Here is a 17,938-nt window from a genome sequence, read left to right as displayed (position 1 = left end):
AATCGATTACGCCATGAACAAAAACCTGCGTTTCAGCCACAAGATCCTTCTGGCTGCATCATTGATCGTGATACTCGCCTTCAGCCTGTTCACCTTTTACAACGATTACCTTCAGCGTAATGCGATCCGCCAGGATCTGGAGAATTATCTGGCTGAAATGGGCGAGTCCACTTCGACCAACATCCGCAACCTGTTCGATGGCCGAATCAAACTGGTCGAAAACCTGGCGCAGAACATTGCCCAGCAACCGGCCGGCGCTGAAACACTGATGGGCCAGAATGCCCTGATCTCGAGCTTCCTCACGGTCTACCTGGGCAAGGTCGATGGTGGCTTCAGCGTGCGCCCTGATTCCAAGATGCCCGATGGCTACGACCCACGCACCCGCCCCTGGTACAAGGACGGCATGAACGCGCAGGGCACCATTCTCACCGAGCCGTACATCGACATGGCCACCAACAAGATGGTCATCGGCATCATCAGCAAGGTTTCCGCCAGCGTCGGCGTGGTCGGTGGCGACCTTGCCCTCGATGGCCTGGTACAGATCATCAACTCGCTGAACTTCGGCGGCATGGGTTATGCCTTCCTGGTCAACGACCAAGGCAAGATCCTGGTCCACCCGGACAAGGATCTGGTGATGAAGTCGCTGTCGGACCTGTTCCCACAGGACACACCGAAACTGTCCGGCGCGCTGACCGAAGTCAACGCCAACGGCCAAGCCCGCCTGCTGACCTTCACCCCGATCAAGGGCCTGCCCTCGGCCAACTGGTACATCGGCCTGTCGGTGGACAAGGACAAGGCCTTTGCCATGCTCAGCACCTTCCGCACCTCGGCGGTGATCGCCACGCTGGTGGCGGTGGTGATCATCATCGGCCTGCTCGGCCTGCTGATCCGCGTGCTGATGCAGCCGCTGCTCACCATGACCCGGGCCATGGAAGACATCGCCGAAGGTGAAGGCGACCTGACCAAACGCCTGAGCATCCACAGCGACGACGAGTTCGGCATCCTCGGCAAAGCCTTCAACCGCTTCGTCGAACGCATCCACGGCTCGATCCGCGAAGTGTCGTCGGCGACCGAGCAGGTCAATGAAGTGGCCCTGCGCGTGATCAGCGCCTCGAATTCATCGATGGCCAACTCCGACGAGCAGTCCAACCGCACCAACAGCGTCGCCGCAGCCATCAACGAACTCGGCGCCGCTGCCCAGGAAATCGCCGGCAATGCCGCTCAGGCCTCGCAGCACGCCAGCTCCGCGCGCCTGCTGGCCGAGGAAGGCCAGCAGGTGGTGGAGCGCAACATCGCCGCGATGAACCGCCTGTCCGACCTGATCGTCACCTCGAGCGCGCACATCGAGACGCTCAACAGCAAGACCGTGAACATCGGCCAGATCCTCGAAGTGATCACCAGCATTTCCCAGCAGACCAACCTGCTGGCGCTCAATGCTGCGATCGAAGCGGCCCGCGCCGGTGAGGCCGGGCGTGGTTTCGCCGTGGTTGCCGACGAGGTACGCAACCTGGCGCACCGCACCCAGGAGTCGGCACAGCAGGTGCAGACCATGATCGAAGAGTTGCAGGTCGGCGCCCGCGAGTCGGTCGATACCATGAGCCAGAGCCAGCGCCACAGCCAGGACAGCATGCAGATCGCCAACCAGGCCGGCGAGCGCCTGGACAGCGTCACCGTACGTATTGGCGAAATCGACGGCATGAACCAGTCGGTGGCCACTGCCACGGAAGAGCAGACCGCAGTGGTCGATTCGATCAACATGGACATCAACGAAATCAACATGCTCAACCAGGAAGGTGTCGAGAACCTCCAGGCCACCCTGCGCGCCTGCTCGGACCTGGAGCAGCAGGCCACCCGCCTGAAGCATCTGGTCGGCAGCTTCCGGATCTGACCGTCAGACCGCGTCGCCTGCTTCGCGGCTGAAGCCGCTCCTACAGGACTGGGCAATTCCCTGCAGGAGCGCGGCTTGAGCCGCGAAGAATCCACCCCTGCCCTGCCGCCCAACCCGATCGAACAAACTATCCTTCTGGTAGGTCAACCTTTAGGCGCGTCATCGCCAGATGACAAACCCGAAGACGATCCCGGAGGGATGCTGATCGTGCACATCGCCGACATCACCATGTTCTACGCCCCGGCCAGCGGTGGCGTGCGGACCTACCTCGACGCCAAACACCATCGCCTCGACGCGCTTGCGGGCGTACGCCACAGCCTTCTGATCCCCGGCCCCAGCGCCAGCCATGCCGATGGCATCTACCAGGTCCCTGCACCGCCCCTGCCTTTCGGCAACGGCTACCGCTTCCCGGTGCGCCTGGCGCCCTGGTGCAACGTGCTGCGCCGCCTCAAGCCCGACCTGATCGAAGTCGGCGATCCTTACCTCACCGCCTGGGCGGCGCTGGAAGCCCGGCGCAAGCTCGACGTGCCAGTGATCGGCTTCTACCACTCCGACCTGCCACTGCTGGTGAGCAACCGCATGGGTAACTGGTTCACACCCAATGTCGAAGCCTATGTGAGCAAACTTTATGGCAACTTCGACCGGGTGCTGGCGCCGAGCCTGGTGATGGCCGACAAACTGCGCCGCCTCGGCGTGCGTGACGTGCACGTACAGCGCCTGGGTGTCGACCTGCAGACCTTCCACCCTGACCGGCGCGACCCGCAACTGCGGGCCCAGCTGGGCATCGCCGATACCAGCCGCCTGCTCATCTATGCCGGGCGTGGCTCACGGGAGAAGAACCTGCCCGTGCTGCTCGAATGCATGCAACACCTTGGGCAGCCCTACCACCTGTTGCTGGTCGGCTCGAACATGCCGGCCGGCGTGCCCGGGAACGTCACCGTCATCGACCATTTCCGCCCGCCGCAAGAAGTTGCCCGGCTGATGGCCAGCGCCGACCTGCTGGTGCACGCCGGCGACCAGGAAACCTTCGGTCTGGTCATCCTCGAAGCCATGGCCAGTGCCACCCCGGTGGTCGCGGTTCGCGCCGGGGCGTTCGGCGAGATCGTCAACGAACAGTGTGGCCGCCTGTGCCCGGCCAACGATGGCCGGGCCATGGCCTTGGCGGTGCGCGAAGCGTTCGAAGCCGGCGTGCGCAAGCTGGGTGCCCAGGCTCGCCGCCATGTGGAGCAACATTATTCATGGGACAACGTGGTCTCCGGCCTGCTGCAACACTACCAGGCAGTGCTCGGCCACCAACCTCAGGTCCGCGCCCATGGCTGAGGCCGCTATCGCCTCGGGCAGCCTGATGCTGGTGCTGCACGATGTGGCGCCCGAGACTTGGCCGGACTACCAGCCGTTCGTGCAGGCCGTGGACGAGAGGGGTGACGTGCCAATGACTTGGCTGGTGGTGCCGGACTTTCATCACCGCAACCCGCTGACCCGCTCACCCACCTTCTGCCGCCTGCTCGAACGGCGCCTGGCGCGGGGTGACGAGTTGGCCCTGCACGGCTTCTACCACGCCGACGATGGGCCCACCCCGCGCAGCCTCGGCGAGTACTTCATGCGGCGTATCTACACCCACGAAGGTGAGTTCTATGGCCTGGACCAGGCGCAAGCCCTGCAGCGCCTGGAACGAGGCCTGGCGCTGTTCGCCGGGCAAGGCTGGCCGGTGGCCGGCTTCGTCGCTCCGGCCTGGCTGATGAGCCAAGGCACCCGGCAGGCCCTGAGCCAGCTCCCCCTGCGTTACACCAGCACGCCCCAGCACCTTTACCGCTTGCCGGACTTCACCGCGTTCGAGGCGCCGGGGCTGGTATGGAGCGCACGCAGCGCGTGGCGCCGGGGGCTGTCGAAGGTGGTCTGCGACTGGCAGTGCCGGCGCTGGCGCAGCGCTGACACCCTGCGTCTGGGTTTGCACCCTGTCGACATGCGCCACCGCTCAGCGCGCAATTACTGGCTGCGCACCCTCGATCACTTGCTGCAGCAAGGCCGGGAGCCACTGACCAAGTCGGCGTGGCTGGAGCGCCAGGTGAGCGCATGAACCGCTTCGGCTGGCTGGCCCTGGCACTGGCCGGCGCCCTGCTGGTGCCGGCATGGCTCGGCGGCGACGAACTGCTGCCCAGGCTGGCGGCCTTCGATACCCGGTTATTGCTGGCCCTGCTCGGCATGATCCTGCTGTGCTGGGTGATCAATGCCGTGCGCCTGCGCCTGCTGCTCGGCCAGCAGGCGGCGCAGCTGGGTCGGGTGCGCAGCCTCGGCGTGGTGATGGCCACCGAGTTCGCCATCTGTACCACCCCAGGCGGCAGCGGCGGGCCGATCACGCTGATGGCCCTGCTCGCTCGCGACCGCATTGGGCCGGCTCGCAGCGGTGCGGTGTTTGCCATGGATCAGTTGAACGACCTGCTGTTCTTTTTCTGCGCAATGCTCGCGATCGCCGGCTATGCGCTGTTCCACAGGCTTGGGCACAGCCAGCAAAGCATGCTGCTGGGCAGTGCGCTGCTGCTGTGCGCTGCCCTGGCCATCATCGTGGTAGTGCTACGTTATCGCCGGGCGCTGATGCGCTTCAACGGGCGCCTGCTGCGACGCCTGGGCATGCCTGGCAAACGCAGACGCCGCTGGGCCCGCAAGGTGTTGCATTTCATCGATGCGCTGGCACAGACCTGGCAGTTGCCAAAACGCACCCTGGCGCTGGTGTTCACGCTCACCTGCCTGCACTGGAGCCTGCGCTACAGCGTGCTGTACCTGGTGCTGCAAGGGCTGGGGGTGGAGCTGTCGTGGATCCCGAGCTTCCTGGTGCAGATGCTGGCGCTCAGTGCCGGCCAGTTCAGCCTGCTACCCGGTGGCGCCGGTGCCGCCGAGCTGACCTCGGCCAGCCTGCTGACACCGCTGGTGGGCAGTTCGACCGCCGCCGCGGCGATCCTGGTCTGGCGAGCGGTCACTTACTATTTTTATCTGCTGGCGGGGGGGCCGGTGTTTTTCTGCCTGCTGGCGCGTCCGTTGCTGGAGCGCTGGCGGCGTCAGGCGGGTTGAGCTGGCGCCACAATTGGGCGACATCGGGGAAGTCGGTACCGTCGTCGTCGCTCAAGGCTTCGGGGTCGTAGCGGGCCAGGCAGCCTTCGCCGAGGGTGGGAGGAGCTGAAGCGGTGGGTTTATTGCGCTTGGCCATGAATCCCTCCCGTTGAAAACGAGGGGCCGCCGCGCAGCCCCACTCAGTTCAGTCGAAAACCACTGTCTTGTTGCCATGCACCAGCACGCGATCTTCCAGGTGATAGCGCAGGCCACGGGCCAGCACCATCTTCTCGACATCACGGCCGAAGCGGACCATGTCTTCGATGCTGTCGGCGTGGCTCACACGCACCACGTCCTGCTCGATGATCGGGCCGGCGTCCAGCTCCTCGGTCACGTAGTGGCAGGTTGCACCGATCAGCTTCACGCCACGCAGGGCTGCCTGGTGATACGGCTTGGCGCCGACGAACGACGGCAGGAAGCTGTGGTGGATGTTGATGACCTTTTCGGCATAGTCCTGGCACAGTTGCGGCGGCAGGATCTGCATGTAACGCGCCAGCACCACCACGTCAGCCGCGTGCTCCTGAACCAGGCGCGACACTTCGGCAAAGGCCGGGGCCTTGTCCTTGGGGTCGACCGGCACGTGGAAGAACGGAATACCGTGCCACTCGACCATGCTGCGCAGGTCGTTGTGGTTGGAAATCACACACGGGATCTCGCAGTCCAGTTCATCGGTATGCCAGCGGTGCAGCAGGTCAGCCAGGCAGTGCGATTCGCGGCTGGCCATCAAGACCACACGCTTCTTCTGCGCCGAGTCGGTAATACGCCAGGTCATGGAGAACTCTTCGGCGATCGGCGCGAAGGCCTCGCGGAACGCCTCGATACCGAATGGCAGCGATTCGGCGCGGATTTCATGGCGCATGAAGAACCAGCCGCTCTGTTCATCAGAGTGGTGGCTGGCTTCGTTGATCCAGCCATTGTACAAGGCCAGGAAATTACTGACTTTCGCCACGATGCCAACACGGTCGGGGCAGGCGATCACCAGACGATAGGTGCGCATGAATTAAGACTCCAGAACTTCGCAAAGGCGCTCATTCTAGCGGCCCGACCAGAAAAACGCAGTAAGCATCGCGCCCGTCGGCCGTGACATGCCCGGCCGCCCAGGCCGTGAGCCCGGCGGCTACAGCCTGATGGCAACCAGGGCAAAGTGCAGGGGCCATATGTAAATTTTTCTTAATCTTGAGATGTTTTGTCACAGGGTTAATAACAGTTAAGTACTGAATAATATGTTTACTTGAGAGTATCGCCTGTCTATTATTGCCTCACACATTTCTGAACACGCATTAAAGGAACACTCCATGTCCCTGATCAACGAGTACCGCGCTACCGAAGAAGCCATCAAGGAACTTCAGGCCCGCCTGGCCAACCTGTCGCAGGATGACAAGCTGAAGAAAGAACTGGAGTTCGAAGGCAAACTGCGCAACCTGATGGGCGAATACTCCAAGTCGCTGCGCGACGTCATTGCCCTGCTCGACCCAGAGTCGAAACTGAGCAAAGGCCCACGCGGTGCAGCGAAACCTGTTGCTACCAAGCGTGCGCGCAAGGTCAAGCAATACAAGAACCCGCACAACGGTGAAGTGATCGAAACCAAAGGCGGCAACCACAAGACCCTGAAAGAATGGAAAGCCAAATGGGGCGGCGACGTGGTTGAAAGCTGGTCGACCCTGCTGGACTGATTGTCCGCCGCAACGCGCTACATATACCAACAAGAACGCCGGCATGATGCCGGCGTTTTTGTTTGTTCACTCGACGCTGATGGCAAACTGATCAGCCAAGTTGCGGGCATGCGCCTGCCACGCCTCCAACACCCGCCGTCCGGCCTCGTCGGCGTTGGCCCAGGCGCTCAGCCTGGCCTGCTCGAAATCCCCCAGGGTGTTCGGGGCGCCCCACTGCGGGTCGCTCAGGCGTTGCTGGCAGAAGCCATACCAGCGTTGGCGCTCTTCGCTGTTCAAGGTCTCCGGGAAGTTACGGGCGCGATACCGGAACAGCAACTCCGGCAGGCGCGGATCATCGAACATCCAGTGGCCATGCGCTAATTGGGCAGGGTCCAGCGTGCGAACTTGCTCGCACAAGCGACGGTCGCGATCACCGATGAAACCGGCATACAACTGCTGTTCCGGGTCTTCCACCGCAGCGAAATCTTCCTGGCCATAGATAAACTCCAGCTTGTCTTGCCACAGCGCCTGTTGTTTAGCCAATTGTTCAGCACGTGATTGCAGCAGTGGCAAATCGATGCCCAGTCGCTGCTGATCGGCAGGGCGCAATACCGAAAGCGGAGCCACTACCGGGCAGCGATTGATCTGCACCAACTTGAGCGGAACCGGTAATTGCCCCTCGGACAATTCCTCATGCCGCGTGTACAAACGCTCGCGCAGTACCTCGGCACTTTCCCTTATTAACGGTAGGGTTTCCTGATGCAGATCGCACACAATCAGTGCATTGCGATTACGCGGGTGCCAGGCCAACGGCAAGACCACGCCCAGATAATTACGCGCCGCAGAAAAGCGCCCGGATATATGCACCATCGGCTGCAACAGGCAGATCTGTTCCATCACTTTTTGCTTGCTGCGCAACTGGAACAGCCATTCGTACAACTTGGGTTGTTTCTGCCTGATCAGGCGTGCCAGAGCAATGGTGGCCCGTACGTCGGAAAGCGCTTCATGGGCATGCCCGTGGTCGATGCCATTGGCCTGGCTGAGCAATTCCAGGCGCAGGCTGGTGCGCCCGTCCTGTTGTGGCCAGACGATCCCCTCCGGGCGCAGGGCATAGGCAGTGCGCACCACGTCGATCAGGTCCCAGCGGCTGTTGCCGCCCTGCCACTCGCGGGCATAAGGGTCGAAGAAGTTGCGGTACAGGCTGTAGCGGGTGACTTCATCGTCAAAACGCAGGGTGTTGTAGCCGGCGCTGCAGGTGCCGGGGCGGGCCAGTTGCGCGTGCACGCGGGTCATGAACTCGGCTTCGCACAAGCCCTGCCTGGCGAGTTGCTCGGGGGTGATGCCAGTGACCAGGCAGGCCGCCGGGTGCGGCAGAATATCGTCCGAGGGGCGGCAGTAGAGGTTGATCGGCTCTTCGATCTCGTTGAGTTCGAAATCGGTGCGCACACCTGCAACCTGCAGCGGCCGGTCGCAGCGCGGGTTGATGCCTGTGGTTTCGTAGTCGTGCCAGAAGATGCTGGAAGTCACGGGGTCGTCCTGTTTCAAGGTCGACCGATTCTAGCGGAGACAGGCTCAGGCGGAAGCGTTGGCGGGGCGGAAACTGAAATAGTCGCGCAGCGAGCGGACGAATTCATCGTATTCGCGCGGCGCCTGCAACAGCATGAAGCCAGAATCGTAGTGGCCCGGGGTCTGGTCTTCCCGGCACCACAGGCAGCTGGCGGTCAGGTTGATGAACTGAAACCCGCCACCCGCCAACGGCAGGCGCAATTGCAGTTCGAAGTCCGGCCCGACCAGCACAGGTAGCGAGCTGATCAGCATGATGCCGTCTTCGGAGGCATTGCCCAGCTGACCGATCGGCTGATCGGTGAAACGGTTGTAGACCGTCAGCACACAAGGCAACTGATGGCGTTCGATATGGCGCTGGATGAACATGATAGCGAGTGCAGTCCTGTACCTGATGCCAGGAATGCGAGGTACTGGCGGTTGCTGTAACGACTGAGTTACAGATTAGCGCAGCAGCCCGGGCAAATCCCGTGAAATTAAAGACACCTTGGTGTTAACGCCAAGTGGGGGTAGTCACCGGGTTGGCCACCGCCGCTTCCCCACCCCGGTAGTGACCGAGCTTCTGCAGGGTCTCCAGCCGCGCCTTGGCGCGATAGGCATATTCATTGCCCGGGTACTGCTGGATCAGGTACTCGTAGGTTTGCGCGGCATCCACATAAAGCATGTCACGCTCAAGGCACTGACCACGCAACAGCGACACTTCCGGGTGGATGAACGGCCGCGCACGGCTGGTACGGTCGACCTGCGACAACTCCAGCATGACCTTCGAACAATCGCCACGGTCATAGGCGCGGTAGGCGTTGTTCAGGTGGTGGTCCATGGACCAGCGGGTGCAGCCGACGGTGCTGGCCGCCAGGGCAATGATGATCAGGGCGCGCATGGGGTATCTCCTTTGATGCCAGTGTATCGGCCATTGCCGGCAAATCTTCACAGCGTTTTGCAAGGATACTCCCGCCCGTTCAAATGCCACCCTGCATTGGCCGCAGGTAGTGCAACGGAACAATGACTACAGCGTAATTGAGGAGTAGCCTTTCGCTGCGCTTCACTATAGGAGTCTGTGCATGAGCATCCGCCGTACCAAAATCGTCGCCACCCTTGGCCCCGCCAGCAACTCGCCGGAAGTGATCGAACAGCTGATCCTCGCCGGCCTGGACGTGGCACGCCTGAACTTCTCCCACGGCACGCCGGACGAGCACAAGGCACGCGCCCGCCTGATCCGTGACATCGCCGCCAAGAACGGCCGCCATGTCGCACTGCTGGGCGACCTGCAGGGTCCGAAGATCCGCATCGCCAAGTTCGCCAACAAGCGCATCGAACTGAAGATCGGTGACAAGTTCACGTTCTCTACCGCCCACCCGCTGACCGAAGGCAACCAGGACATCGTCGGTATCGACTATCCCGACCTGGTCAAGGACTGCGGCGTCGGTGACGAACTGCTGCTCGACGACGGCCGTGTGGTCATGCGCGTCGAGACCGCCACCGCAGATGCCCTGCACTGCGTGGTGATCATCGGTGGCCCGCTGTCGGATCACAAAGGCATCAACCGCAAAGGTGGCGGCCTGACCGCTCCGGCCCTGACCGAAAAAGACAAGGCCGACATCAAGCTCGCCGCGGAAATGGACCTGGACTACCTGGCCGTCTCGTTCCCGCGTGACGCCAGCGACATGGAATACGCCCGCAAGCTGCGTGACGAATCTGGCGGCAGTGCCTGGCTGGTGGCCAAGATCGAACGCGCCGAAGCCGTTGCCGACGATGAAACACTCGACAAGCTGATCCTCGCCTCCGACGCCGTCATGGTTGCCCGTGGCGACCTGGGTGTGGAAATCGGCGACGCCGAGCTGATCGCCATCCAGAAGAAGATCATCCAGCACGCCCGCCGCAACAACAAGGCGGTGATCGTCGCGACCCAGATGATGGAGTCGATGATCCAGAACCCGATGCCGACCCGCGCCGAAGTGTCCGACGTGGCCAACGCCGTACTCGACAACACCGATGCGGTGATGCTGTCGGCCGAGAGCGCCGCAGGTGCCTACCCGATCGAAGCCGTACAGGCCATGGCGCGTATCTGTTCCGGTGCCGAAAAGCACCCGACCAGCCAGAAGTCCAGCCACCGCCTGCACACCACCTTCGAGCGCTGCGACGAAAGCATCGCCCTGGCGGCCATCTACACCGCCAACCACTTCCCGGGCGTGAAGGCGATCATCGCCCTGACCGAAAGCGGTTACACCCCGCTGATCATGTCGCGCCTGCGTTCGCACGTGCCGATCTTCGCACTGTCACCGCACCGCGCCACCCAGGCCCGCGCCAACATGTTCCGCGGCGTCTACCCGATTGCCTTCGACCCGGCTTCGCTGCCGGCCGACAAGGTCAGCCAGGCGGCCGTCGACGAGCTGCTCAAGCGCGGCCTGGTGGAGCAAGGTGACTGGGTAATCCTGACCAAGGGTGACAGCTACCACACCATCGGTGGCACCAACGGCATGAAGATCCTCCACGTCGGTGACCCGCTGGTGGGCTGATAGCCTTTGAGGCCTCATCGCGGCCTGCGTTCGCGCCTACAGGAAATTGCATTTCCCCGTAGGCGCGAACGCAGGCCGCGATGAGGCCCGCACAGGCACCACACACACCTCAGGCATGCTCGACGAACACATCGGCAAACACCTGCCCCCGCGGCACCCCGGCAATGAACAGCCGCCGGGCAAACCGCTCGACACGCCCCGGCGCCCCGCACACCAGCGCCACTGTCTGCCGCGATGACGGCCGCAACCCCGCCAGCGCCTCCTCCATCTGCTCCGCCAGTACCAGCTCGACCGTCACGCCCTGCAGTTGCATCAGCGACTCAGCCATGTAGTGCCCAGCTTTGTCCCGCGCCACATGCACTACCCGGATCTCCGCCTGATGCCCCTGGCGCAACGCTTCGCGCAAGATGCCCCATAACGGCGCCAGGCCAGTGCCCGCTGCCAGCAGCCAGAGCGGCCGCGCCTGCCAGTCCGGGTCGTAATGCAGCGCCCCGCCCCGCAACTCGCCCAGGCGCAACTCGTCGCCCACCTGCAGCCCACGCGCCTTGTCGCAAAAGGCACCGGGATGCTGGCAATCGATATGAAACTCGAGGAAGTCATCATCCCCCGGCAAGCTGGCAAGTGAGTAAGGCCTGGCAACAGCGCCATTCCACAACACCACATGCTGCCCCGCCTGATAACGCAGCGCACGCTCCGGTCGCAGCCGCACGCGCAGCACGTCGCCAGACCAGTCCACCGCGCACACCTGTGCCGGCACCCCGTCCTGCTGCGGGTCGAACACGGCCACACGCAGGTCCTCTACCACCTGGCACTGGCAGGCCAGGCGCCAGCCCAGGGCATGCTTGTCGAGCGCCAGGGCCTCGGGCAAGGCATCCGCCGGCTGCCCTTCCAGGCAATGCACCAGGCAGGCGTGGCAACTGCCGGCACGGCAGCTGTAGGGCACATTCAGCCCGGCACCGTTGAGGGCATCGAGCAGGTTGCTGCCGTTCGGCACCGCCCAGCGGCGCTCGCCCACGCAAAGTTCGGGCATGGTAAGTCTGTCTCCGTCGATCATCGAGTCACTGTATGCCAAGCGCGCACCGGCAGCAAAAAGGATGCCTGCCAGCTGCCGACCATGGTCCTGACCACGCGCAGGTGTTTCGCGCGGTGAGGCGCGCTATACTGCCGCGCCCTTTTGCGTCGGCCAGTCTGCCGGCGCGCCTTGCAAGGCGCTTCGACACGCTGGTCGGCACCGTCGGGCGTCTTTTTGAATGTTCCCGTCTTTAAGAGGAGCGCGCTGCATGACCGTGATCAAGCAAGACGACCTGATTCAGAGCGTCGCCGACGCCCTGCAATTCATTTCGTACTACCACCCCGTCGATTTCATCCAGGCGATGCACGAGGCCTACCTGCGTGAAGAGTCGCCTGCGGCACGCGATTCGATCGCCCAGATCCTGATCAACTCGCGCATGTGCGCCACTGGCCACCGCCCGATCTGCCAGGACACCGGTATCGTGACCGTGTTCATCCGCGTGGGCATGGACGTGCGCTGGGACGGCGCCACCATGAGCGTCGACGACATGATCAACGAAGGTGTGCGTCGCGCCTACAACCTGCCTGAAAACGTCCTGCGCGCTTCGATCCTGGCCGACCCGGCCGGTGCCCGCAAGAATACCAAGGACAACACCCCGGCCGTCATCCACTACTCCATCGTCCCTGGCGACAAGGTCGAAGTGGACGTTGCAGCCAAAGGCGGCGGCTCGGAGAACAAGTCGAAGATGGCCATGCTCAACCCGTCCGACTCGATCGTCGACTGGGTGCTGAAGACCGTTCCGACCATGGGCGCTGGCTGGTGCCCGCCTGGCATGCTCGGCATCGGCATCGGCGGTACCGCCGAGAAGGCTGCGGTCATGGCCAAGGAAGTGTTGATGGAGTCCATCGACATCCACGAACTGAAAGCCCGTGGCCCGCAAAACCGCCTCGAAGAGATCCGCCTGGAGCTGTTCGACAAGGTCAACCAGCTGGGCATCGGTGCCCAGGGCCTGGGCGGCCTGACCACCGTGCTCGACGTGAAGATCATGGACTACCCGACTCACGCCGCCTCGCTGCCGGTGTGCATGATCCCGAACTGCGCCGCCACCCGTCACGCCCACTTCGTGCTCGACGGCAACGGCCCGGCCGAGCTGGAAGCGCCGTCGCTGGACGCCTACCCGGAAATCGTCTGGGAAGCCGGCCCAAGCGCCCGTCGCGTCAACCTCGACGACATCACCCCGGAAGAAGTCGCCAGCTGGAAACCGGGCGAGACCATCCTGCTCAACGGCAAGATGCTCACCGGTCGCGATGCGGCCCACAAGCGCATGGTCGAGATGCTCAACCGCGGTGAACAACTGCCGGTCGACCTCAAGGGCCGCTTCATCTACTACGTCGGCCCGGTCGATCCAGTCGGTGACGAAGTGGTAGGCCCAGCTGGCCCGACCACCGCTACCCGCATGGACAAGTTCACCCGCCAGATCCTTGAGCAGACCGGTCTGCTGGGCATGATCGGCAAGTCCGAGCGTGGCCCGACCGCGATCGAAGCGATCAAGGACAACAAGGCCGTGTACCTGATGGCCGTTGGTGGCGCTGCCTACCTGGTGGCCCAGGCCATCCGCAAGTCGAAGGTCCTGGCCTTTGCCGAACTGGGCATGGAAGCGATCTACGAGTTCGAAGTCAAGGACATGCCGGTGACCGTCGCTGTCGACAGCAACGGTGAGTCGGTACACATCACTGGCCCTGCCCTGTGGCAGAGCAAGATTGCCCAGAGCCTGGCCGTCGAAGTGAAGTAAACCTGATGCAGTGGCGTCGCCTGCTACGCGGGCAACGCCGCTCTCACAGCAGCCTCTCGAACTGCTCCGGCCAGTCCCTGCGGGTAAACACCTGCCCTTCCCGCCTCACTCGCCGCACTTGCTCAAGATCCACCTCACACACCATCCACCGGCTGCTCTGCGGGCTCAACGTCTCGCTCAACGCGACCACGCCGTCCCCCGGCATCCCGTGATCCGGCGGAACGAACAGCCCAGCCCGGCCAATGTTCTCATCCAGTGCCGGTGACCAGGGCGCCACCCCTACCGTCGAGCTTTGCAACACGGCTACCTGGTTTTCCAATGCCCGCGCCTGTGCGCCAATGCGCACCCGGTGGTAACCCGCCTCGGTGTCGGTACAGCTCGGCGCCAGGATCAGGTCGGCACCCCCTTCGGCCAGGCGCCGCGCCAGCATCGGGAACTCGTTGTCGTAACAGATCAGGATGCCCAGGCGCCCAAGATCAGTGTCGAACACCTGCAGCCCCTCTCCGGCGGCAATGCCCCACTGCTCCCGCTCGAAGCGGGTCATCATCAGCTTGTCCTGATAACCGAGTTTGCCCTTGGGACCGAACAGCCAGGCCCGATTACGGTACTGCCCATCAAGGTCGAGCACCGGCAAGCTGCCCGGCTGCAGGTAGACGCCCCAGCGCCTGGCAATCCCTTCGCACAGCGCCAGCCACGGCTCGATGAGCGGCTGGATGCCGGCGATCGAAGCCTGGAGATGACCCCGCTGCTCGGTCGGCAACTGGCCGCTGAGTACCAGCCCGGCGTATTCCGGCAACAGCAGCAACCGGGCGCCCGCTTCCACCGCCTCCGCGCACAACGCCTGCAGATGGTCGGCATAGGCATCCCAGGTTTCATGCAACTCGATGGCGTACTGGCAGGCTGCGAGACAGATCAAATCGGCAGCTCCTTGGTCCAGAACGACAGGATCTTTTCCGAGCTTTCCTGCTCGTCCAGGTCACGCCAGGCATAACGGGTGCGCAGGGAGGGGTCGTGCAGGAAGCCACGATTGCGCCAGAACCCATGCAGCGGCTTGTAATCCGCAGGCCGACGCGGGTGTCCTCCCGGTCGCTCGACGGCACAGAACGCGCAGAAGTCGAACTCGGCCAGCTTGTGAGCATAGGATTCGCGCTCGATGAAGAAGCGCACGCCCAGGCCGCGGCCACGGTATTCGGGCAGCACCAGCGACTCGCCGAAGTAGTAGACACTCGCCGGATCGCGCCCCAGGGCCAGGAACGGCTGCTGGAACTCCGGGGCTACGTCCACCAGCGGCAGGGCGGTCGAGGCGCCAATGACCTGGCCGTCATCCAGGGCCAGCACCACCAGGCTGCGCCCGGAACGGGCATAGCTGGCCAGGTAGTCGGCCTCGTACTCCGGGGTACCGTCGTAGAGGTAGGGAAACTCGCGAAACACGGTCAGGCGCAGGCGAGCGAGGTCATCGATGTAAGGCGCGATAGCGGCGCCGTGCAACAGGCGTATTTCCATGCTTGGCGGTCGTTTTGTCGATGTGGATGACGCGCTCGGCTAAGCCGGGCTTGAGGGGAAACCCTATCATCCGAGCCAACGCACCGCCTTTTCCCTACACGACAGGTATTGTTCCATGACCGCTACCGAACTGGTAAATGCTTACTACGCCGCCTTCAATGCTGGCGACATGCCTGCCTTCCTGGCACTGCTCAGCGAAGACGTGATCCACGACATCAACCAGGGCGAGCGGCAGATGGGCAAAGCCAGGTTCGCTGCGTTCATGGACAAGATGAACCGCTGCTACCGCGAGCGCCTGGCCGACATCGTGGTGATGCAGAACGCCGACGGCAGCCGGGCGGCTGCGGAGTTCACCGTGCATGGCCAATACCTGGCCGACGACGAAGGGCTGCCGGCAGCCAATGGCCAGACCTACGTGCTGCCGGCGGGGGCCTTCTTCTACATTCACTGCGGCAAGATTGCCCGGGTGACCAATTACTACAACCTCAACGACTGGGTCGAGCAAGTCGGTTAAGCGATACGGGTGCCCAGTACCTTGAGGAAAGCGGCCAGCCATGCCGGGTGCGCCGGCCACGCCGGCGCGGTCACCAGGTTGCCATCGACGTGCGCCTGGTCCACCGCGATATCGATGAACGTGCCACCGGCCAGGCGTACTTCCGGCGCACAGGCCGGATAGGCACTGCACTGGCGCCCTTCCAGCACACCCGCTGCCGCCAGCAACTGCGCGCCATGGCACACTGCGGCAATCGGCTTGCCCGCCTGGTCGAACGCCCGCACCAGTTCCAGCACCTTCTCGTCCAGGCGCAGGTATTCCGGCGCACGGCCACCCGGGATCAGCAACGCGTCGTAACCCTCGGCCCGCACCCGCACGAAATCATAGTTGAGGGCAAAATTGTGCCCGGGCTTTTCGCTGTAGGTCTGCTCGCCTTCGAAATCATGAATCGCCGTGCGCACGGTCTGCCCCGCGACCTTCTCCGGGCACACCGCATGCACCGTGTGGCCGACCATGCTCAGTGCCTGGAACGGCACCATGGCCTCGTAGTCTTCGACATAGTCGCCCACCAGCATGAGAATCTTCTTGGCCGTCATCGCACCCACTCCTTCGATTGCCTTGGACAGTCACTGCACGATAGCCGCTCTCAGTCGCGCCGGTCGAGCAAGTTGACCACCAGTCGGTCCAGCCAGCCCCATATGCGCTGCTTCACCCGTCGCCACAGCCGGCGGGCATGCCAGTGGTGAAGGTCGACCACCTCGCTCAAGGCGAAATCGCGCTCGAAGCTGGCCTGCACGGCAGCCGTCAACGGCGGGTCCAGGGCCTCGATGTTGGCCTCCAGGTTGAAGCGCAGGTTCCAGTGGTCGAAATTGCACGAGCCAATACTGACCCAGTCGTCGATCAGTACCATCTTCAGGTGCAGGAAGCACGGCTGGTATTCGTAGATGCGCACCCCGGCGCGCAACAAGCGGGGGTAATAGCGATGCCCGGCATAACGCACAGAAGGGTGGTCGGTGCGTGGCCCGGTCAGCAGCAGCCGCACATCGACGCCCTTGCTGGCGGCGCGGCGCAACGACCGGCGCACGCTCCAGGTCGGCAGGAAATAGGGCGTGGCCAGCCACACCCGCTGTTTGCCACTGTTGATCGCCCGCACCAGCGAATGCAGGATGTCCTGGTGCTGACGGGCGTCGGCATAGGCCACGCGACCCATGCCTTGGCCCTGCGCCGGCACCTTGGGCAGGCGCGGCAGGCCAAAGCCTTCAGCCGGGCGCCAGGCGGTGCGGCGGTTGTTGGCTTGCCACTGGCGATCGAACAGCAACTGCCAGTCGCTCACCACTGGCCCTTGCATCTGCACCATCACTTCGTGCCAGGCACTGGCCGGCTCACCTGGCGTCCAGAACTCGTCGGTAACGCCCGTGCCGCCCACCACCGCCCAACGTTCGTCCACCAGCAAGAGCTTGCGATGGTCGCGGTACAGGTTGCGAAAACCCCGCTTCCAGCGCAGTCGGTTATAGCAGCGCAAGTACACCCCGGCTTCCACCAGGCGCTGGCGCAACGCTGCGGTAAAGGCCAGCGAGCCATAGTCATCGAACAGGCAGCGCACGCGTACCCCACGCAAAGCCACCTGCTCCAGCGCCTCCACCACAGCCTCGGCACACGCACCCGCCTCGACCAGATACAGTTCGAGGTCGACCTGGAACTCGGCGCGCATGATCGCCTGGAGCATGCGCGGAAAGAACTCGGGGCCGTCGATCAGCAGTTCGAACTGATTGCCACCCCGCCATGGGAAGACCGGCCCCGACATGTCAGCGGGCGTTGAAGATCAGTACCGCATTGACCGGTACCGACGGGTTGATGGATTTCAGCTTGGCGAACGTGCGCAGGCTTTCCAGCCCCGGCAGCAGGCCGAAGTCCGAGGCCCGCAACACCAGCGGTTCGAGGGTCACCACCTGAAAGCGCCGCTCATCCAGGCGAGTGGCCAGCAACAGCGCGTTGTAACTGTGCGACTGGCCATGCAGGGTGACCGTCAGCGGCAGGCGCAGCTCGATTTGTGCGCCATCGGCCAGGTCGTTGATCGGCCGCAGGTCGATCTGCGCCTTCACGTTCGCCTCGGCGAAGCGCTGCACCTCGAACAGCTTGTCGCGCATCTGCTCGTCACGCAGCGGGATGCCGCTGCTCACCGAGTCCATCTCGATACGCAGCGCTGCCGCACCTTTGCGGTCGACGCTGCCGTGCAAGACCAGGAAGCGATGCACCTCGGCAGTGTCACCGTTCTTGCCGGTGACGAACGACAGGCGTGAGGACTCGCCATCGAGGTGCCAGTTGGCGTGGGCGGGCAGGCACAAAGCCAGCAGCAGGGCAGGCAGGATACGGGGCAGCTTGAACATGGCAGGTCTCGTGAAACTTGACCGCCA

Annotated in this window: 19 protein-coding genes and 1 pseudogene; 9 read left to right on the top strand and 11 right to left on the bottom strand. The window is 63.5% G+C overall.

Features of this window, described 5'->3' with window-relative positions; translation table 11 throughout:
• Positions 1 to 13: 13 nt before the first annotated feature.
• From L6D64_RS28435 to L6D64_RS06700, 5 genes and pseudogenes are all read left to right on the top strand, one after another.
• Positions 14 to 1,030: pseudogene (locus L6D64_RS28435) on the top strand (HAMP domain-containing protein); the annotation flags it as partial.
• 93 nt (positions 1,031 to 1,123) lie between these two features.
• On the top strand, positions 1,124 to 1,888 hold the full coding sequence (locus L6D64_RS28430; RefSeq protein WP_371870285.1) for a methyl-accepting chemotaxis protein: 765 nt from the start codon (positions 1,124 to 1,126) through the stop codon (positions 1,886 to 1,888).
• Between the two features lie 198 nt (positions 1,889 to 2,086).
• Positions 2,087 to 3,208, top strand: coding sequence for an N-acetylglucosaminyl phosphatidylglycerol synthase (locus L6D64_RS06710; RefSeq protein ID WP_176506043.1), 1,122 nt, complete (start codon positions 2,087 to 2,089; stop codon positions 3,206 to 3,208).
• Complete coding sequence (locus tag L6D64_RS06705) at positions 3,201 to 3,965, top strand: N-acetylglucosaminyl phosphatidylglycerol deacetylase (protein ID WP_176505939.1); 765 nt, start codon at positions 3,201 to 3,203, stop codon at positions 3,963 to 3,965. Before L6D64_RS06710 ends, L6D64_RS06705 begins: the two co-directional genes overlap by 8 nt.
• Positions 3,962 to 4,954 (top strand): glucosaminyl phosphatidylglycerol flippase, encoded by a 993-nt coding sequence (locus L6D64_RS06700; RefSeq protein WP_176505938.1) that lies wholly within the window; start codon positions 3,962 to 3,964, stop codon positions 4,952 to 4,954. The genes L6D64_RS06705 and L6D64_RS06700 overlap by 4 nt, the downstream gene beginning before the upstream one ends.
• Here L6D64_RS06700 and L6D64_RS06695 read toward each other — a convergent pair.
• Positions 4,860 to 5,090, bottom strand: a complete 231-nt coding sequence (locus L6D64_RS06695) for a hypothetical protein (RefSeq protein WP_236192359.1) — start codon at positions 5,088 to 5,090, stop codon at positions 4,860 to 4,862. The two genes, L6D64_RS06700 and L6D64_RS06695, sit on opposite strands and share 95 nt — an antisense overlap.
• A 48-nt stretch (positions 5,091 to 5,138) precedes the next feature.
• Positions 5,139 to 5,990, bottom strand: a complete 852-nt coding sequence (gene purU, locus L6D64_RS06690; protein ID WP_023378897.1) for a formyltetrahydrofolate deformylase — start codon at positions 5,988 to 5,990, stop codon at positions 5,139 to 5,141.
• 298 nt (positions 5,991 to 6,288) lie between these two features.
• On the opposite strand from purU, the gene mvaT reads away from it, so the two are divergent.
• Entirely contained in the window at positions 6,289 to 6,666 is a 378-nt protein-coding gene (gene mvaT, locus L6D64_RS06685) for a histone-like nucleoid-structuring protein MvaT (protein ID WP_176505937.1), read from the top strand.
• Positions 6,667 to 6,732: 66 nt separating this feature from the next.
• Here mvaT and sbcB read toward each other — a convergent pair whose 3' ends face one another.
• The 3 genes from sbcB to L6D64_RS06670 all read right to left on the bottom strand — a co-directional run bounded on the left by sbcB (position 6,733) and on the right by L6D64_RS06670 (position 9,088).
• Entirely contained in the window at positions 6,733 to 8,172 is a 1,440-nt protein-coding gene (gene sbcB, locus L6D64_RS06680) for an exodeoxyribonuclease I (protein WP_176505936.1), read from the bottom strand.
• 45 nt (positions 8,173 to 8,217) lie between these two features.
• The gene (locus L6D64_RS06675; protein WP_054885065.1) at positions 8,218 to 8,577 is read right to left on the bottom strand and encodes a PilZ domain-containing protein; all 360 of its coding nucleotides are present in this window, start codon (positions 8,575 to 8,577) and stop codon (positions 8,218 to 8,220) included.
• A 124-nt stretch (positions 8,578 to 8,701) separates the two neighbouring features.
• Positions 8,702 to 9,088 (bottom strand): tetratricopeptide repeat protein, encoded by a 387-nt coding sequence (locus L6D64_RS06670; RefSeq protein WP_176505935.1) that lies wholly within the window; start codon positions 9,086 to 9,088, stop codon positions 8,702 to 8,704.
• Positions 9,089 to 9,269: 181 nt separating this feature from the next.
• On the opposite strand from L6D64_RS06670, the gene pyk reads away from it, so the two are divergent.
• Positions 9,270 to 10,724 (top strand): pyruvate kinase, encoded by a 1,455-nt coding sequence (gene pyk, locus L6D64_RS06665; RefSeq protein WP_176505934.1) that lies wholly within the window; start codon positions 9,270 to 9,272, stop codon positions 10,722 to 10,724.
• 109 nt (positions 10,725 to 10,833) lie between these two features.
• Here pyk and L6D64_RS06660 read toward each other — a convergent pair whose 3' ends face one another.
• Positions 10,834 to 11,754, bottom strand: a complete 921-nt coding sequence (locus L6D64_RS06660; protein ID WP_176508362.1) for an iron-sulfur-binding ferredoxin reductase — start codon at positions 11,752 to 11,754, stop codon at positions 10,834 to 10,836.
• A 250-nt stretch (positions 11,755 to 12,004) separates the two neighbouring features.
• Between L6D64_RS06660 and L6D64_RS06655 the strand changes: the two genes are divergently transcribed.
• Complete coding sequence (locus tag L6D64_RS06655) at positions 12,005 to 13,528, top strand: fumarate hydratase (protein ID WP_176508361.1); 1,524 nt, start codon at positions 12,005 to 12,007, stop codon at positions 13,526 to 13,528.
• Between the two features lie 43 nt (positions 13,529 to 13,571).
• On the opposite strand, the gene L6D64_RS06650 is transcribed toward L6D64_RS06655, so the two are convergent.
• Both L6D64_RS06650 and L6D64_RS06645 read right to left on the bottom strand, forming a co-directional pair.
• The gene (locus L6D64_RS06650; protein WP_176508360.1) at positions 13,572 to 14,444 is read right to left on the bottom strand and encodes a carbon-nitrogen hydrolase family protein; all 873 of its coding nucleotides are present in this window, start codon (positions 14,442 to 14,444) and stop codon (positions 13,572 to 13,574) included.
• Entirely contained in the window at positions 14,441 to 15,031 is a 591-nt protein-coding gene (locus L6D64_RS06645; protein ID WP_176508359.1) for a GNAT family N-acetyltransferase, read from the bottom strand. Before L6D64_RS06645 ends, L6D64_RS06650 begins: the two co-directional genes overlap by 4 nt.
• A 115-nt stretch (positions 15,032 to 15,146) precedes the next feature.
• Between L6D64_RS06645 and L6D64_RS06640 the strand changes: the two genes are divergently transcribed.
• Positions 15,147 to 15,545 (top strand): nuclear transport factor 2 family protein, encoded by a 399-nt coding sequence (locus L6D64_RS06640; RefSeq protein ID WP_054885072.1) that lies wholly within the window; start codon positions 15,147 to 15,149, stop codon positions 15,543 to 15,545.
• Here the strand turns inward: L6D64_RS06640 and L6D64_RS06635 are convergent.
• Genes L6D64_RS06635 through L6D64_RS06625 form a run of 3 tightly spaced genes read right to left on the bottom strand, consistent with a single transcriptional unit; the run spans position 15,542 to position 17,911 of the window.
• Positions 15,542 to 16,120, bottom strand: coding sequence for a DJ-1/PfpI family protein (locus L6D64_RS06635; RefSeq protein WP_176508358.1), 579 nt, complete (start codon positions 16,118 to 16,120; stop codon positions 15,542 to 15,544). The genes L6D64_RS06640 and L6D64_RS06635 overlap by 4 nt on opposite strands.
• A gap of 50 nt (positions 16,121 to 16,170) precedes the next feature.
• Positions 16,171 to 17,328, bottom strand: coding sequence for a phospholipase D-like domain-containing protein (locus tag L6D64_RS06630; RefSeq protein ID WP_176508357.1), 1,158 nt, complete (start codon positions 17,326 to 17,328; stop codon positions 16,171 to 16,173).
• A gap of 1 nt (position 17,329) precedes the next feature.
• Entirely contained in the window at positions 17,330 to 17,911 is a 582-nt protein-coding gene (locus L6D64_RS06625) for a YceI family protein (protein WP_176508356.1), read from the bottom strand.
• Positions 17,912 to 17,938: the final 27 nt, after the last annotated feature.

Origin of the sequence: Pseudomonas urethralis, assembly GCF_021602465.1 — a bacterium.
GTDB classification, from domain to species: domain Bacteria; phylum Pseudomonadota; class Gammaproteobacteria; order Pseudomonadales; family Pseudomonadaceae; genus Aquipseudomonas; species Aquipseudomonas vlassakiae.
Note: the sequence above shows the minus strand (reverse complement) of the source record. Positions and strands in the feature narration are given on the sequence as shown.

Excerpts from the sequence above, each read along its gene's own strand:
- L6D64_RS06705 (WP_176505939.1), top strand. The coding sequence starts at position 3,201 with ATGGCTGAGGCCGCTATCGCCTCGGGCAGCCTGATGCTGGTGCTGCAC.
- mvaT (WP_176505937.1), top strand. The coding sequence starts at position 6,289 with ATGTCCCTGATCAACGAGTACCGCGCTACCGAAGAAGCCATCAAGGAA.
- L6D64_RS06645 (WP_176508359.1), bottom strand. The coding sequence starts at position 15,031 with ATGGAAATACGCCTGTTGCACGGCGCCGCTATCGCGCCTTACATCGAT.
- L6D64_RS06670 (WP_176505935.1), bottom strand. The coding sequence starts at position 9,088 with ATGCGCGCCCTGATCATCATTGCCCTGGCGGCCAGCACCGTCGGCTGC.
- L6D64_RS28430 (WP_371870285.1), top strand. The coding sequence starts at position 1,124 with ATGGCCAACTCCGACGAGCAGTCCAACCGCACCAACAGCGTCGCCGCA.
- L6D64_RS06675 (WP_054885065.1), bottom strand. The coding sequence starts at position 8,577 with ATGTTCATCCAGCGCCATATCGAACGCCATCAGTTGCCTTGTGTGCTG.
- L6D64_RS06640 (WP_054885072.1), top strand. The coding sequence starts at position 15,147 with ATGACCGCTACCGAACTGGTAAATGCTTACTACGCCGCCTTCAATGCT.
- L6D64_RS06635 (WP_176508358.1), bottom strand. The coding sequence starts at position 16,120 with ATGACGGCCAAGAAGATTCTCATGCTGGTGGGCGACTATGTCGAAGAC.
- L6D64_RS06630 (WP_176508357.1), bottom strand. The coding sequence starts at position 17,328 with ATGTCGGGGCCGGTCTTCCCATGGCGGGGTGGCAATCAGTTCGAACTG.
- purU (WP_023378897.1), bottom strand. The coding sequence starts at position 5,990 with ATGCGCACCTATCGTCTGGTGATCGCCTGCCCCGACCGTGTTGGCATC.
- L6D64_RS06655 (WP_176508361.1), top strand. The coding sequence starts at position 12,005 with ATGACCGTGATCAAGCAAGACGACCTGATTCAGAGCGTCGCCGACGCC.
- L6D64_RS06660 (WP_176508362.1), bottom strand. The coding sequence starts at position 11,754 with ATGCCCGAACTTTGCGTGGGCGAGCGCCGCTGGGCGGTGCCGAACGGC.
- pyk (WP_176505934.1), top strand. The coding sequence starts at position 9,270 with ATGAGCATCCGCCGTACCAAAATCGTCGCCACCCTTGGCCCCGCCAGC.
- L6D64_RS06695 (WP_236192359.1), bottom strand. The coding sequence starts at position 5,090 with ATGGCCAAGCGCAATAAACCCACCGCTTCAGCTCCTCCCACCCTCGGC.
- L6D64_RS06710 (WP_176506043.1), top strand. The coding sequence starts at position 2,087 with ATGCTGATCGTGCACATCGCCGACATCACCATGTTCTACGCCCCGGCC.
- L6D64_RS06625 (WP_176508356.1), bottom strand. The coding sequence starts at position 17,911 with ATGTTCAAGCTGCCCCGTATCCTGCCTGCCCTGCTGCTGGCTTTGTGC.
- L6D64_RS06700 (WP_176505938.1), top strand. The coding sequence starts at position 3,962 with ATGAACCGCTTCGGCTGGCTGGCCCTGGCACTGGCCGGCGCCCTGCTG.